Origin of the sequence: Atlantibacter hermannii, from assembly GCF_009907385.1 — a bacterium.
In the GTDB taxonomy this organism is placed as follows: Bacteria; Pseudomonadota; Gammaproteobacteria; order Enterobacterales; family Enterobacteriaceae; genus Atlantibacter; species Atlantibacter hermannii_A.
This window is the reverse complement of record NZ_JAAATR010000036.1, coordinates 51839-67524: the sequence shown is the minus strand read 5'-3', so window position 1 is coordinate 67524 and position 15686 is coordinate 51839. Positions and strand designations below refer to the sequence as shown.

Genomic DNA, 15686 nt, shown 5'->3' with positions numbered 1-15686 from the left:
TGCTGTGACTCCTTACGGTTAATCCTGATGAGAGTCATCCTGACCGTTGAGGGAAGGAAACTCAACCCTTTCAATATCGGGGAGAATTCCACGCCAGCCGAAATGTGATAGCGCCGACATCCAGACATTATCCAGCGGAGCCGTAATCTTCAACGGTTCGCCGGTGACCGGATGATTCAGCGACAGCGAACTGGCATGCAACATCAGGCGATCGCAGCCAAAATGCTCTGCCGCCGCACGGTTTTGCCGTAAGTCACCGTGTTTGCTGTCGCCGATAATCGGGTGGCGCAGATGGGCTAAGTGGCGGCGCAGCTGGTGCTTGCGCCCGGTTTGCGGCAGTAACGACACCAGGCTGTAGCGCGCGGTGGAATAGCGGCCCACCGCAACCGGCATTTCAACCGTGGCGACGCCGCGATAGTGGGTCACTGCCGGCTGCGGGCCTTTATCGGTGCGAGAAAATTTATCGCCGATTTTATCCAGCTCTTCGGTCAATGGATAATCCAGCACCGCCTCATCCTGCAACCAGCCGCGCGTAATCGCGTAGTAATGTTTTTGGATCTGATGATGTTCAAACTGCTGGGCCAGCAGCCGTCCAGCTTCACTGGAAAGCCCCATCAGCAATACGCCGGAGGTCGGCCTGTCCAGCCGATGGGCGGTAAACACGTGCTGACCAATCTGATCGCGCACGGTTTGCATCACCACGACTTTTTCATCGCGATCGAGCCAACTGCGATGCACCAGCCAGCCGGACGGTTTATTGACCGCCACCAGCCACTCATCCTGATACAGGATCTCCAGACTCACTGGTTTTCCTCAGTGAACCAGGCGTCCATTTCCTGAAGAAGTGCCAGCACATCTTCCCGCGCCGGATGGCCGGGGTGCAGCGCCACTTCATAATAGGGCGCGATGGCGAACGCCTGTGGCAGCGGGGTGTTGCTGTCGATCAGCGCATTCATTCGGGGAATAAAAATCCACTGTAGCCATTCATAAGGCGCGAGGGTATCCAGGCAAAATGGTTTATCACTGTTAAACGCAGCGGCATCCGGGGGCGTGCCCTGCCACTGTTGGTGATGACGCAGTGTGGTTTCGATGCGTAAAAGCTGCTGACGCACAGCCTCAGCTCTGTTCATGATGACCTCTATTCCGGCAAACAGGCGCGAAGCATAGCATTACATGGCGGGAATAAAAAAAGGGAGCACTGTAAAAACAGTGCTCCCGGTTCGTTTCGCAGCAGTCCGGCTACTTTTGTTGCTCCCTGCTCATCCGTGACAACTTTTCCTGCAAGCTCAAGAGCTCAATGTCCTTATTCATGCATCCTGCACGTCATCATCCTGATGGCTTAGTTGCACCGTCCTGGCGCTGAATCCCTGATCGTCCTGATCCACCGAACATCCCGACCGGCTCTCGTTCTCCCTCCTGGAGGTGTCCTTTAACGCAGCCTTGCGTTATCCTTGCTTCTTCCTGAAGCCTTCCCTGAATCACCTTCCCGGTGTGTTCCCTGTCTGAAGTAACATCTTCCTGATGTACACTTCATATCGCGACGTCCTGTCGACACGTATAGAATCCGCTATTACGGCTCGTCTTACAAGCGAACGGAGATCACAAATTGCAGTTAAGTTTCATTCGAAAGCGGCAATTTCAACAGTAACTCGCTGATAAACATCAGGTTAAATTTTACAACCAGGTAAACACCCTAAAGTGTTAGTGTCGATCTCTCACAAACTTGTAAGAGATTTCTCACACGCGGATTAGCAAAAATTGCTTACACACGCGGTTCGAGGCGGGACAGGAAGTCGCTCAGCGTCGGCGCAAGCACGGCGCGCTGGCGGGTTCCCAGTTTTTCCAGCACCACTTCACCCCGTAAATTGCACACCGAAATGACTTCCAGTTCATCCTCACGGGTTGCAATAAACAGTGTAGGAGAGAGTTTTAAGCGCTTTTGGGTGACCAGATGCCCGATCAGGTTTTCCTGTACCCGGCGAAAGTCGTCTTCGCTCCAGGTTTGCAGCAGCGTCAGCGTTTCACCAGCAAACTGCGCGGGCATATCGCCAGCAAACTGGGTGGTATAAAAAGGGTGGATGTCCGCCCGCAGAACGATATCCATCGCCCGCTCCACAGCGCTGAGATCGGCGGCAGGTTCAAACGGCTGCGGCTGCCAAATCACCTTATCCTGCAATGTCGAAATGATACACGGCGAGGGCACCCCATACAGCTCTTCGCTTTGCGGCCAGGTTGCGTATGCCTCATGCCACGCATCGCAAAATCGGCTGGTAAAGGCTTTCAGGGCTTGCTGCACGTCACTTTCCACCACGTTTCTCTCTCTTTGCCAGGTACGGTACACTAGGCCGCATATTGTACCTGCTTTATTTTGGTGACACATGACTTCTTATGAAAACCACGCGGCGTTAAGCGGACTGACGCTCGGCAAGTCCACGGATTATCGGGATATTTACGATGCCAGCCTGTTGCAGCCGGTGCCGCGCAGTTTAAATCGCGACCCGCTGGGAATCCGCGCTGATGATTTACCGTTTCACGGCGCGGATATCTGGACGCTGTATGAGCTATCATGGCTTAACAGCAACGGCTTACCGCAAGTGGCTGTCGGGCACGTCAGCATTGATTCCACCAGCGTCAATCTGGTGGAGTCCAAGAGCTTCAAACTCTACCTCAACAGCTTTAACCAGAGCCGCTTCGCCAGTTGGGACGAGGTGCAAAACACCCTTGCGCGGGATTTACGCCACTGCGCGCAGGGCGACGTTGAGGTACAGCTTTACCGGATCCAGGATATTGAAGGGCAAGCCATCGCGGCGTTCGACGGCGAGTGTATCGACGAGCAGCCCATCACCATTGATCACTATGAATTTGATGCCGCGTATCTGGACGGCGCGGCGGGAGAGCAGCAGGTTGAAGAAACGCTGGTCAGCCATATCCTGAAATCCAACTGTCTGATTACCCATCAGCCAGACTGGGGGTCGGTGCAAATCCGCTATCGCGGCCCGCAAATCGACCGGGAAAAACTGCTGCGTTATCTGGTCTCATTCCGCCACCATAACGAATTCCACGAACAGTGCGTGGAGCGGATTTTTAGCGACATCATGCGATTCTGCCAACCGCAAACCCTGAGCGTTTACGCGCGCTATACCCGTCGCGGCGGGCTGGACATTAACCCCTGGCGCAGCAATGGCGATTTCACCCCTGCCGCCGGGCGGCTGGTGCGTCAATAACTGGAATATGTCTCGCATTTGACACACCATTTTACGTTAGCGGGTTGTTAAACCGGAGCTGGCGGGGCTATTGTAATCACAGGGATCGGCGCGTTGTGCCCGTAAGGAGTTCACTTGATTACACATATTAGCCCGCTTGGCTCAATGGATATGTTGTCGCAGCTGGAAGTCGACATGCTTAAACGCACGGCCAGCAGCGACCTTTATCAACTCTTCCGCAATTGTTCACTGGCTGTACTGAATTCCGGTAGTCAGACCGACAACAGTAAAGAACTGCTTTCTCGCTTCGAAAATTTCGACATTAACGTGCTGCGGCGCGAGCGCGGCGTAAAGCTCGAACTGATTAACCCGCCGGATGAGGCTTTTGTTGATGGGCGCATTATCCGCTCATTACAGGCCAACCTGTTCGCCGTGCTGCGCGATATTTTGTTCGTTAACGGGCAAATCACCAACGCCGGTCGGCTACAGCATCTCGATCTTGAGGATTCCACCCATATCACCAACCTGGTGTTTTCGATTCTGCGCAACGCCCGTGCGCTGCACGTCGGGGAAGCGCCGAATATGGTGGTGTGCTGGGGCGGTCACTCAATCAACGAAACCGAATATCTGTATGCGCGCCGCGTCGGCACCCAGTTGGGCCTGCGCGAACTGAATATCTGCACCGGCTGCGGGCCGGGCGCAATGGAAGCACCAATGAAGGGTGCGGCGGTGGGCCATGCCCAGCAGCGTTATAAAGATGGCCGCTTTATCGGGATGACCGAGCCGTCGATTATCGCGGCGGAGCCGCCAAACCCGCTGGTCAATGAACTGATTATCATGCCGGATATTGAAAAGCGCCTCGAAGCGTTCGTGCGTATCGCCCACGGGATCATTATTTTCCCTGGCGGCGTGGGGACAGCGGAAGAGCTGCTCTATTTATTGGGCATTCTGATGAACCCGCATAACCAGGACCAGGTGCTGCCGCTGATCCTCACCGGGCCGAAGCAGAGCGCGGATTACTTCCGGGTGCTGGATGAGTTTATTGTCAGTACCCTGGGCGAGCAGGCGCGTCGTTACTACCGCATCATTATTGAAGATGCGCCGGAAGTGGCCCGCCAGATGAAAAAAGCGATGCCGCAGGTGAAAGAAAACCGTCGTGAAACCGGCGACGCCTACAGTTTTAACTGGTCGATTCGCATTTCGCCGGACCTACAGGTGCCGTTCGAACCAACCCACACCAATATGGCGAACCTGAAACTTTATCCTGACCAGCCGACGGAAGTGCTGGCGGCGGATTTGCGTCGCGCCTTCTCCGGCATCGTCGCGGGCAACGTGAAGGAAAACGGCATACGGGCCATTGAGCAATTTGGCCCGTATAAAATACATGGCGATGCGCACATGATGAAGCAGATGGATCATCTGCTACAGGGTTTTGTGGCGCAACACCGTATGAAACTGCCGGGCAGTGCGTATATCCCCTGCTACGAGATCTGTACCTAGCATAATCTACAATCCCCGGGCGGCCATGAGCCGCCCTTTTTTTTGCTTTCACGGCAAAAAGAAAACGATTGCTTTCGTGTTCCTGACGAAAAACATCATCCTAACCAATAAATTTACCTTAATAAATCCCGTTTAACCGCAATTTAACAGAGTAAAATCTGATATCCATGGCCGGCAGCTTCCGGCCCTGCCCTGCGAATGATAGTCTTCGCGTCCAATAATCTGGCAAAGGAGTAAAAAAGCAGCGTAAAGGCCCAAAAATTACCCTTACAAAAAGTAGATTATGGCAATTGAGATCCCGATCACTGATAGATTGACGCCATAAATGTATCTTTCCGCCCGAAAATAGTTACGGGAAAAAATTATAAAAATCCCCTCTTTACCAGTATTTCGTTTTACAGTCAGGCGCTTTTGCATTGGATGTCTCTAAAAGCCTGATTTTTATGCTTCCTCCAGGAGAAACAGATGGAAACCACCCAAACCAGCACCATTGCGTCAACCGCGACGCGTAGTTCATGGCGCAAAACCGACACCATGTGGATGCTTGGCCTGTACGGCACGGCAATCGGCGCAGGTGTTCTTTTCTTACCTATCAACGCCGGTGTCGGCGGCATGATCCCGCTGATCATCATGGCGATCATTGCTTTCCCGATGACCTTCTTCGCACACCGTGGTTTGACCCGCTTTGTGCTGTCAGGCAAAAACCCGGGCGAAGACATTACTGAAGTGGTTGAAGAACACTTCGGCGTCGGCGCAGGCAAACTGATCACCCTGCTCTACTTCTTTGCTATCTATCCCATCCTGCTGGTTTACAGCGTGGCAATTACCAACACGGTAGACAGCTTCATTACCCACCAGTTGGGCATGACTGCGCCGCCGCGTGCGATCCTTTCTCTTATCCTGATTATCGGCATGATGACCATCGTGCGTTTCGGTGAGCAGATGATCGTGAAAGCGATGAGCGTGCTGGTGTTCCCGTTTGTTGCGGCACTGATGCTGCTGGCGCTTTATCTGATCCCACAGTGGAACGGCGCGGCGCTGGACACCCTGTCCCTGAGCTCTGCCTCTACCGGCAATGGCCTGTGGATGACCCTGTGGCTGGCCATCCCGGTAATGGTGTTCTCCTTCAACCACTCGCCGATTATCTCCTCCTTCGCCGTGGCGAAGCGTGAAGAGTACGGTGTGGAAGCAGAAAAGAAATGTTCACGCATTCTGGCGTTTGCACACATCATGATGGTGCTGACGGTGATGTTCTTCGTATTCAGCTGCGTACTGAGCCTTTCCCCGGCTGATCTGGCGGAAGCGAAAGCGCAGAACATCTCGATTCTGTCTTATCTGGCTAACCACTTTAACGCGCCGATCATCGCCTGGATGGCGCCGATCATCGCGATTATCGCCATCACCAAATCCTTCCTGGGCCACTATCTGGGCGCGCGTGAAGGCTTCAACGGTATGGTGATTAAATCTCTGCGTGGCAAAGGTAAATCTATCGAAATCAACAAACTGAACCGCATCACTGCACTGTTCATGCTGGTTACCACCTGGATTGTGGCAACCCTGAACCCGAGCATCCTGGGCATGATTGAAACTCTGGGCGGCCCGATTATCGCAATGATCCTGTTCCTGATGCCGATGTATGCCATCCAGAAAGTACCGGCTATGCGCAAGTACAGCGGCCATATCAGCAACGTATTCGTGGTTGTGATGGGCCTGATTGCCATCTCCGCTATCTTCTACTCGCTGTTCGGCTAATCACCTCGTCCGCGCCGCTCGCTGAGCGGCGCATGCCCTTACCTCTCACTACGCAATGGATGCATCATGATTAGTGTTTTTGATATTTTCAAAATCGGTATCGGTCCTTCCAGTTCCCATACTGTCGGGCCGATGAAAGCGGGCAAGCAGTTTACGGATGATTTAATCGCACAAGGATTGTTGCGTGATGTTACCCGTGTCGTTGTTGATGTTTACGGTTCTCTTTCCCTGACGGGTAAGGGTCACCACACTGATATTGCTATCATTATGGGTCTGGCGGGCAACCTGCCGCACTCGGTTGATATCGATAGCATTCCTGGCTTTATCCAGGACGTTAACACCCATGGACGCCTGCTACTGGCGAACGGCGAACACGAAGTCGAGTTCCCGGTCGATCAATGCATGAATTTCCACGCTGATAACCTTTCCCTGCACGAAAACGGGATGCGCATTACCGCGCTTGCCGGTGACAAGGTGGTTTACAGCCAGACGTATTACTCCATCGGCGGCGGCTTTATCGTCGATGAAGATCACTTCGGCGTGACCAGCGCGTCACCGGTTGAAGTGCCTTATCCGTATAAAAACGCGGCGGATTTACAGCGCCACTGTCGCGAAACCGGTCTGTCGCTCTCCGGCCTGATGATGAAAAACGAACTCGCTTTGCGCAGCAAAGAAGAGCTCGAAACCCATCTGGCGCAGGTATGGGAAGTGATGCGCGGCGGTATTGAGCGCGGCATCACCACCGAAGGCGTCCTGCCGGGCAAACTGCGCGTACCGCGCCGTGCCGCAGCGCTGCGCCGTATGCTGGTGAGCAGCGACAAAACCACCCTGGACCCAATGGCGGTGGTTGACTGGATCAACATGTTCGCGCTGGCGGTTAACGAAGAAAACGCCGCAGGCGGCCGTGTGGTCACCGCGCCGACCAACGGCGCGTGCGGCATCGTGCCGGCGGTACTGGCCTACTACGACAAGTTTATCCGCGAAGTGAACGCCAACTCACTGGCGCGTTACCTGCTGGTTGCCAGCGCCATCGGCTCGCTCTACAAGATGAACGCCTCTATTTCCGGTGCGGAAGTGGGTTGCCAGGGTGAAGTGGGCGTAGCCTGCTCGATGGCGGCGGCGGGACTGGCAGAGCTGCTGGGCGCAAGCCCGATGCAGGTGTGCATCGCGGCGGAGATCGGCATGGAACACAACCTCGGCCTGACCTGCGACCCGGTCGCCGGACAGGTACAGGTGCCGTGCATCGAGCGTAACGCCATTGCTGCGGTTAAAGCGGTAAATGCCGCGCGTATGGCGCTGCGCCGCACCAGCGAGCCGCGCGTCTGCCTCGATAAAGTGATCGAAACCATGTACGAAACGGGTAAAGACATGAACGCCAAGTACCGCGAAACCTCACGCGGCGGCCTGGCGATGAAAGTTGTCACCTGCGATTAACCCTCCTTCTCCGCCTTCCCAGTGAAGGCGGAGCTGTTTTTGCGGCATACCTTCCTGATTTCCCCTCATTTGTGGTTCACGCTATCGAGAAATGATAGGGTAGCCCCACATTGACACGGAGGCGGAATACATGGCGGTACTATTAATCGTTGACGCACTGAATCTTATTCGTCGCATTCATGCCGTACAGGGTTCCCCCTGTGCAGATACCTGCGTTCATGCGCTTCAGCAGTTAATTGTCCACAGTCATCCAACCCACGCCGTCGCCGTGTTTGACGACGAGGCGCGCGATAGCGGCTGGCGTCATCAGCTTTTCCCGGATTACAAAGCGGGACGCGCGCCAATGCCTGACGATCTGCACGCCGAAATGCCCGCCCTGCGACGGGCGTTTACCGACCACGGCGTAGCGTGCTGGCATTCCCCGGGAAATGAGGCTGACGATCTTGCCGCCACCCTGGCGGTAAAAATCGCCAGCGCCGGTCATCAGGCGATGATTGTTTCTACCGATAAAGGCTATTGCCAGCTGCTGTCACCGGCGATCCAGATCCGGGATTACTTTCAGAAGCGCTGGCTGGACGCGCCGTTTATCGAAAAAGAGTATGGCGTCGCGCCGCACATGCTTTCGGATTACTGGGGGCTGGCGGGCATAAGCAGTTCAAAAATTCCCGGCGTGGCGGGCATTGGGCCGAAAAGCGCGACCCAGCTTATTAGCGCGTTTGGCTCGCTGGAAAATATTTATGCGGATCTGGAAAACGTGCCGGAGAAATGGCGAAAAAAGCTTGCCGCGCATCGTGAAAGCGCGTTTCTGAGCCGGACGATTTCCACACTGAAAACCGATCTCCAGCTGGACGGCAATCTGCAACAGCTGCGCCTGACGCGGCGCTGAGCCTGAGAAACAACAAAGGGCCCGCAGGCCCTTTGCAACATTGACAGCAGCTTAGCGCTCGTCGCGCCGTCCGCCCACCGCCGCCCACATGCGGCGTACGTGTACCGTCACTTCTTCACGATCGTGATAAAGCTGACGCGCCTGGATCTGGGCGCTGACGTTGTTGGCATCCAGCTGTTCCTGAATAAACGCGATATTCTGGGACACTTCCTCGTAACGTTTTTTCATCGGCAGTTTGAGGTTAAAAATCGCCTCGCGGCACCAGCCGTTGACCAGCCATTGTGCCATCAGCGCCGCCACTTTAGCGGGTTTTTCCACCATATCGCACACAAGCCAGGAGATGTTATTGCGGTTGGGGCGATAGCGGAAACCGTCTTCGCGCAGCCAGGTGACCTGCCCGGTATCCATCAGGCTTTGCGCCATCGGGCCGTTATCCACCGACGCCACCCACATATTGCGTTTCACCAGCTGATAGGTCCAGCCGCCGGGGCACGCGCCCAGGTCAACGGCGTGCATGCCGTTCGCCAGACGTTCGTCCCACTCATCTGCCGGGATAAACACGTGGAACGCTTCTTCCAGTTTCAGCGTCGAACGGCTGGGCGCATCTGCCGGGAATTTCAGCCGGGGGATACCCATGTAGAACGGGGAATTATTATTGGTGTACGAATAGCCGGTGTAGCAGCAGCCGGGAGCAATAAAGAAAACGTGCACCACCGGGCGTTTCGGAGTTTCGAACTTTGCCAGCACATTGGCTTCACGCAGTGCGGCGCGCAGCGGCACGGTGAATTTGCGGCAGAACTTCATCAGCTCTTTGCTTTCATTGGTGTCGGCCACTTCCACACGCAGGTCGCCGCCTTTTTCCACCACGCCCTGCAACATGCCGACGATCGGCGTAATACGGTCTTCCGGCGGCAGGTTCTGCAACAGCTCGCCGCCAACGAACATCTGACGGGCGAAAATCAGCGAACTGAACGGCAGTTCGCGCGCCAGTTTATCCGCCTCTTCAGGCTGATAGCATTCAAAAATCACGTATCCGGATTGCTCTTTAACGCGTGCAAACCCATAAACGTTCAGGAGAGCCGCTTTATCGGTAATCTCCGCCGCACACTCTTTCTCAAAACCCTGGCGGCAATACAAAATTACCTTATTCATGCCCACTGCCTTTTCGTTTCAGACGCACTGCGCCAATTAACATCAATATCCAGCCAGCGAGGAAGCTGACGCCTCCCACCGGCGTAACAAACGCCCACAGGCGCAAATGCGACAGCGCCAGGCAATACAGACTGCCGCTGAATAATACGGTGCCCAGCGCCATAAATACGCTGCTCCAGTAAAACCAAATGCTGATCCGACGCTGCATCGCGACCGCCAGACCTAATATCGCCAGGGTATGGAACGCCTGATATTGCAGGCCGGTCTGGATCCATCCCATCTCCATCGGCCCAATGGTTTTGCTTAATACGTGCGCGCCAAACGCTCCAAGCGCCACAAAAATAAAGCCGCTAACGGCAGTAAAAATCAGCATGAATCGGCTGGTCATGTGTTAGCCCTAAAGTCATGCGCACCCGAGGTACGCAAAAAATGATTATTGCTCATAGCGAAAACGGAATTTTTCCTGCTCGCTGGCTGCTTTCGACAGTATCCATTGACGAAAGGCCGCTATTTTACCCAGTTCTGCCTGACTGTCATGACATACCAGATAAAACGCGTTTTTACTCACCAGCACATCATTAAACGGGCAAGCCAGACGCCCGGCTTCGATTTCGGTTTGCGCCATCACGTTATTGGCTAACGCGATGCCCTGCCCGTGGATCGCCGCCTGCAATACCATGGCGCTGTGGCTGAATATCGGTCCTTGCTGCACGTTAATATGAGTAAGACCAAGCTGACGCGTATAAGTTTGCCAGTCGCGACGCGATGCATCATGTAATAACGTATGACGCGCTAAATCTTCTGGTGTTTTCAGCGGCTTATCGCCGGTTAACAGCATCGGCGAGCAGACCGGCAGCAAATATTCTGCATACAGTTTTTCAACCCGCAATCCCGGCCAGTTGCCGCGCCCGTAGAAAATCGCCACGTCGACGTCGTCCGCCAGCTTATCTTCCTGGCGATCCACCGCCTGAATTCGCACGTCAATGCCGGGATAAGCCATATTAAAGCTGGAAAGACGGGGCACCAACCAGTGGATGGCAAAGCTCGGCAGCAGACTCACCGTCAGCGCGCCCTTAGCGCTGCGCGCCTGAAGTTTACGGGTCGCCTCGGTAAGCTGCGAGAAAATTTCTTTGATGTCCAGAAAATAACTCTGGCCCTCTTCCGTGAGCAATAACGAGCGATTGCGTCGGCGAAATAGTTTTAATCCGAGAAAATCTTCCAGAGACTTAATTTGATGGCTCACTGCCGCCTGGGTGACGAACAGTTCTTCTGCCGCCCTGGTGAAGCTTAAATGGCGGGCTGCTGCATCAAATACGCGTAATGCGTTAAGGGGTGGTAATCGCTTTGACATGGGCACCGGACTTGTATGTTAATGCTCAGTAACAAACAGGAAACAAGAGTTAACCTATTAGTTTTTTTTATCTGAGCTATTATAAATTGTCCGTTGAGGTTGCACCAGCAAATACCTATTATTGCGGCACTTCCTGAGCCGGAACGAAAAGTCATTGGGATGGTCGTTGTGAACGATAATGCTGAGGGCTTTTGGCTTACGGTTGTGATGTTGTGTTGTTGTGTTTGCAATTGGTCTGCGATTCAGACCTCGGTAGCGAGACTACCCCTTTTCACTTCCTGTACATTTACCCTGTCTGTCCATAGTGATTAATGTAGCACCGCAAATTGCGGTGCTTTTTTTTATCTACTGCTTGCTTGTCTTAACGTTCCAGCTCAACCATCTCTTTGATATCGCTGTGATTGATCTGCTGCTTGTTGCCGTTGGCATCGGTATATTTGATCATACCGGTTTCTTTATCGGTTTGCGGCTTGCCTTCGGACACGATGGAGCGACCATCATTCGTGTGCATCACATAGTTCGGACTGGAACAGGCGCTCAGGGCAAAAGCCATTACACAAGCGGATACTACTGCGGCTGTCTTTTTCATATTCTTCTCCTCGTAGAGTTTCATGCTCTGTAAAGCTCAACTGCTAACAGGCAAAAATATTTGCCAAACAATAATTAGCATAACGTTCTTTCGCTGGGTTGCCTGGATAAACAGACTAATCCGAGGATTATCAATCGCCTTGTGTCAGCCAGTGAAATGCGCCACGATCTCATTAAATGAGAGGATCGCCATGACAGCATTCAACCCCACCCTGTTTCGCAGCGCCTTTCCCGCGCTGGCCGACGCGGGCGTATATCTGGACAGCGCCGCCACCGCCTTAAAACCGCAGGCGGTAATCGATGCTGCACAACAATTTTATAGTTTAAGTGCCGGCAACGTTCATCGCAGCCAGTTCGCCAGCGCTCAACGCCTGACCGCGCAATACGAAGCGGCGCGCGATCGCGTCGCCCGGCTCATCAATGCCCCGCAGAGCCATGATATTGTCTGGACGCGCGGCACCACCGAAGCCATTAATATCGTCGCCCAGTGTTACGCGCGCCCGCGCCTCAAGCCGGACGATGAAATTATCGTCAGCGTTGCCGAGCACCACGCTAACCTGGTGCCCTGGCTGATGGTGGCGCAGCAGACCGGCGCGCGCATCGTCAAACTGCAGCTCAATGCCAGCTATTTACCGGACGTGGAGAGCCTGGTGGCGCTCATCACCCCGCGTACCCGCATTCTGGCGCTGGGACAAATGTCGAACGTGACCGGCGGTTGCCCGGATCTGGCAAAGGCTATTGCTCTCGCCCATGCAGCGGGCGCGGTTGTTATGGTGGATGGCGCGCAGGGCGTGGTGCATTGTCCGGCCAACGTTCAGGCGCTGGACATCGATTTTTATGCCTTCTCCGGCCATAAGCTCTACGGACCCACCGGGATCGGCGTGCTGTATGGCAAAACCGCGTTGCTAAACCAGATGGCGCCCTGGCTCGGCGGCGGCAAAATGCTCACCGAGGTTTCGTTCGAGGGCTTTAAACCTAAGCCTGCGCCCTGGCGTTTCGAAGCCGGTACGCCGAACGTGGCGGGCGTGATGGGGCTGAGCGCGGCGCTGGAATGGCTGGCGACCGTAGACGTCGTTGAATCGGAAAGCTACAGCCGCGGGCTGGCGACGCTGGCGGAAGACGCGCTGGCTAAACGGCCCGGCTTTCGCAGTTTCCGCTGTCAGGATTCAAGCCTGTTAGCCTTTGATTTTGCAGGCGTTCATCACAGCGATATGGTGACGTTGCTGACGCAATCCGGCATTGCGCTGCGTGCCGGGCAACACTGCGCCCAGCCGCTGCTGGCGGCGCTGGGCGTGAGCGGCACGCTGCGCGCCTCTTTTGCGCCCTATAATACCCGGCAGGATGTAGACGCGCTGGTCGCCGCCGTTGACCAGGCGCTGGAACTTTTGGTGGATTAAATGACAAGTACCTTTCTGGCCGGGCATCCGTTCGGCACCTCGATCACTGAAGAGACGCTGCGCCAGCAGTTCGCGCCGCTCAGTCAGTGGGAAGATAAGTATCGCCAGCTGATCCTGCTGGGCAAACAACTGCCGCCGCTGCCAGCTGATTTAAAACAGGAAAACATTGAGATCGCCGGATGCGAAAACCGCGTCTGGCTGGGGCATACCCGCCAGGCCGACGGCACCATGCATTTTTATGGCGACAGCGAAGGCCGGATAGTGCGCGGCCTGCTGGCGATCCTGCTCACGGCGATTGAAGGCAAAACGCCGGAGCAGTTGACCCGTCAGGATCCGCTGGCGCTGTTTGATACGCTCGGATTGCGCGCCCAGATTAGCGCTTCCCGCAGCCAGGGGTTAGAGGCCCTGGCGAATGCGGTGGCGCAGGCGGCGCGGGAGGCCTGACCGTTACGCGGCGCGCGCCGCTTTAGCGAGCATTTTCTTTAACGCGTGGGATACGGCGACAAACCCAAAGGTCGCCGTCACCATGGTTGCCGCCCCGAAGCCGGAGGCGCAGTCCATCCGTTTCGGCCCTTCAGCGGTGCTTTTCGCCGCACAAACTGAACCGTCCGCCTGGGGGTAAACCAGCGCTTCCGTCGAAAACACGCAATCCACGCCCAGCTTGCCCTTGCTGTTTTTTACTATGCCAAAATCGCTTTTCAGCCGTTCGCGCAGTTTTGCCGCCAGCGGGTCCTGAATCGTTTTCGCCAGATCGGTGACCTGAATTTGCGTCGGGTCGATTTGCCCGCCCGCGCCGCCGGTGGTGACCAGCGGTATTTTATTGCGGCGACAGTAAGCGATCAGAGCGGCTTTTGGGCGTACGCTGTCAATGGCGTCAATCACATAGCTAAAGCCCTGATTGAGCAGCGCGGCGACGTTATCCGCCGTCACGAAGTCATCCACTACCGTGACGCGGCACTCCGGGTTGATCTGCCGCAGGCGCTCCGCCATCACTTCCGCTTTCGCCAGGCCGACGTTATCGCGCAAGGCGTGGATTTGCCGGTTGGTATTGGTGACGCACACATCGTCCATATCAATCAGCGTGATCGCGCCGATCCCGGTACGCGCCAGCGCTTCCGCCGCCCACGACCCCACGCCGCCGATCCCCACTACGCAGATGTGCGCGTCCGCAAACAGTTGCAGCGCCTGTTGACCATATAAACGCGCCGTGCCGCCAAAGCGGCTACGCCAGGCGTCCGTTATTACCACAGCCATGAAAACCTCAGAACCAGAAGGCGGGCCAGAGACCCGCTATAAGAAAGGATTAACCGTTAAATACGCTGCCGGTGCCCGGTGCGGGTTTCAGCACCCAGACGCGGCCATAGTGATTATACCAGCCCGCGCGATGCCCGGCGTCAGCGCCGATACCCTGGTAGATGTCGAAATGCTGGCCTTTGATTGCCCCGCCAACATCCAGCGCCACCATCACGCGCAGTTCATATTGTCCGTTGAACTTGCCGTTGTTGTCCAGCAGCGGGACTTCCGCCAACAGCGTGGTACCTGCCGGAATAATTGACCGATCGGAGGCCACCGATGCGCGGCCAATCAGCGGCACGGCGCTCGCGCCCTTCACCGGCGAATAACTTTGCGGTTTAAAGAACACGAACGACGGGTTGTTTTCTAACAGCTCGCGTACTTCCGCCTCGCTGTGCGTTTCGCCCCAGTGGCGGATCGCCTGCATCGACATATCTTCTTTCTTTACTTCACCGCGGTCGATCAGCACCTTGCCGATGGCGTAGTAGCCATGGCCATTCTTGCCTGCGTAGCCGAAGAACGTCAGCGGGCCGCCGTCGCCGAAATCAATATAGCCACTGCCCTGCACATCCATAATGAAGTTGTCCATCAGGGAGTTGCTGTAGGCCAGCACATAGGATTCACTCAGCGCGCCCGCGTAAATTTCGGCACGTGACGGCAGACGCCCGCCACGCTTAGGCGGCATACGGTAGATGGGGTACTGGAATTCACCCTGACGGGTGTGGCGCGCCTGGATCACCGGGGTGTAGTAACCGGTAAACTGGACGTTGCCGTAGTTATCCGCGCCTTCCATCTGCCAGGCGTCAAGGCCGAACTGGCGCATGGTGCGGGTGTCGCCACCGGAACGCAACCACTGTTGTACCGCTGAATAGACGTTGCTCTGGCTGTTATACAGACGCGGCGACGCATTGCGAATTTCCGTCACCTGTTGGGCAAAATCCCCGGCGTTAATCGGCGCGCCCATGGCATCGGGCTGGTTAACCAGAGAAAAGGGCTGATTTAATTTGCCGTCTTTATATTGCTGACCGCGATCGGTCGGTTTTGATGAACAGGATGCGAGCACTGCTACCATCGCCCCTGTAAGTAAAAATTTTGTCCAACGTCCTTTCATTATTCAGTCTCAGTTTGCC

16 protein-coding genes are annotated in these 15686 nt (G+C 55.4%); 7 read left to right on the top strand and 9 right to left on the bottom strand.

The window, feature by feature from the left end; genetic code table 11:
- Nucleotides 1-18: 18 nt before the first annotated feature.
- The 3 genes from truC to syd all read right to left on the bottom strand — a co-directional run bounded on the left by truC (nt 19) and on the right by syd (nt 2308).
- Nucleotides 19-798, bottom strand: a complete 780-nt coding sequence (gene truC / locus GV764_RS11420) for a tRNA pseudouridine(65) synthase TruC (RefSeq protein WP_161660317.1) — start codon at nt 796-798, stop codon at nt 19-21.
- 2 nt (nt 799-800) lie between these two features.
- A complete protein-coding gene (locus GV764_RS11415; RefSeq protein WP_161660273.1) occupies nt 801-1130 on the bottom strand; it encodes a YqcC family protein in 330 nt (109 codons plus the stop codon).
- Between the two features lie 632 nt (nt 1131-1762).
- Nucleotides 1763-2308: a SecY-interacting protein gene (gene syd, locus GV764_RS11410; RefSeq protein WP_328515166.1), complete on the bottom strand. Its 546-nt coding sequence runs from the start codon at nt 2306-2308 to the stop codon at nt 1763-1765.
- Between the two features lie 70 nt (nt 2309-2378).
- Here syd and queF point away from each other — a divergent pair, with 70 nt between their 5' ends.
- The 5 genes from queF (at nt 2379) to xni (ending at nt 8775) form a co-directional block, all read left to right on the top strand.
- Entirely contained in the window at nt 2379-3224 is an 846-nt protein-coding gene (gene queF / locus GV764_RS11405; RefSeq protein WP_161660271.1) for an NADPH-dependent 7-cyano-7-deazaguanine reductase QueF, read from the top strand.
- A 114-nt stretch (nt 3225-3338) separates the two neighbouring features.
- A complete protein-coding gene (gene ppnN / locus GV764_RS11400) occupies nt 3339-4703 on the top strand; it encodes a nucleotide 5'-monophosphate nucleosidase PpnN (RefSeq protein ID WP_161660270.1) in 1365 nt (454 codons plus the stop codon).
- A 465-nt stretch (nt 4704-5168) separates the two neighbouring features.
- Entirely contained in the window at nt 5169-6455 is a 1287-nt protein-coding gene (locus tag GV764_RS11395; RefSeq protein WP_161660269.1) for an HAAAP family serine/threonine permease, read from the top strand.
- Nucleotides 6456-6521: 66 nt separating this feature from the next.
- Nucleotides 6522-7889 (top strand): L-serine ammonia-lyase, encoded by a 1368-nt coding sequence (locus tag GV764_RS11390; RefSeq protein ID WP_161660268.1) that lies wholly within the window; start codon nt 6522-6524, stop codon nt 7887-7889.
- Nucleotides 7890-8019: 130 nt separating this feature from the next.
- Complete coding sequence (gene xni / locus GV764_RS11385) at nt 8020-8775, top strand: flap endonuclease Xni (protein ID WP_161660267.1); 756 nt, start codon at nt 8020-8022, stop codon at nt 8773-8775.
- A 51-nt stretch (nt 8776-8826) separates the two neighbouring features.
- On the opposite strand, the gene rlmM is transcribed toward xni, so the two are convergent.
- The 4 genes from rlmM to GV764_RS11365 all read right to left on the bottom strand — a co-directional run bounded on the left by rlmM (nt 8827) and on the right by GV764_RS11365 (nt 11867).
- Nucleotides 8827-9927: a 23S rRNA (cytidine(2498)-2'-O)-methyltransferase RlmM gene (gene rlmM / locus GV764_RS11380; RefSeq protein ID WP_161660266.1), complete on the bottom strand. Its 1101-nt coding sequence runs from the start codon at nt 9925-9927 to the stop codon at nt 8827-8829.
- A complete protein-coding gene (locus tag GV764_RS11375) occupies nt 9920-10315 on the bottom strand; it encodes a DUF423 domain-containing protein (RefSeq protein WP_161660265.1) in 396 nt (131 codons plus the stop codon). Before GV764_RS11375 ends, rlmM begins: the two co-directional genes overlap by 8 nt.
- 45 nt (nt 10316-10360) lie before the next feature.
- Nucleotides 10361-11278 carry a glycine cleavage system transcriptional regulator GcvA gene (gene gcvA, locus GV764_RS11370; protein ID WP_161660264.1) on the bottom strand — a complete coding sequence of 306 codons (918 nt, stop codon included), beginning with the start codon at nt 11276-11278 and terminating at the stop codon, nt 10361-10363.
- Between the two features lie 361 nt (nt 11279-11639).
- A complete protein-coding gene (locus GV764_RS11365; protein WP_161660263.1) occupies nt 11640-11867 on the bottom strand; it encodes a YgdI/YgdR family lipoprotein in 228 nt (75 codons plus the stop codon).
- 190 nt (nt 11868-12057) lie between these two features.
- Between GV764_RS11365 and csdA the strand changes: the two genes are divergently transcribed.
- On the top strand, nt 12058-13263 hold the full coding sequence (gene csdA / locus GV764_RS11360; RefSeq protein WP_161660262.1) for a cysteine desulfurase CsdA: 1206 nt from the start codon (nt 12058-12060) through the stop codon (nt 13261-13263).
- On the top strand, nt 13264-13707 hold the full coding sequence (gene csdE, locus GV764_RS11355) for a cysteine desulfurase sulfur acceptor subunit CsdE (RefSeq protein WP_161660261.1): 444 nt from the start codon (nt 13264-13266) through the stop codon (nt 13705-13707).
- 3 nt (nt 13708-13710) lie between these two features.
- Here csdE and tcdA read toward each other — a convergent pair whose 3' ends face one another.
- Both tcdA and mltA read right to left on the bottom strand, forming a co-directional pair.
- Nucleotides 13711-14517: a tRNA cyclic N6-threonylcarbamoyladenosine(37) synthase TcdA gene (gene tcdA / locus GV764_RS11350; RefSeq protein WP_161660260.1), complete on the bottom strand. Its 807-nt coding sequence runs from the start codon at nt 14515-14517 to the stop codon at nt 13711-13713.
- A gap of 49 nt (nt 14518-14566) precedes the next feature.
- A complete protein-coding gene (gene mltA, locus GV764_RS11345) occupies nt 14567-15667 on the bottom strand; it encodes a murein transglycosylase A (protein WP_161660259.1) in 1101 nt (366 codons plus the stop codon).
- Nucleotides 15668-15686 lie beyond the last annotated feature (19 nt).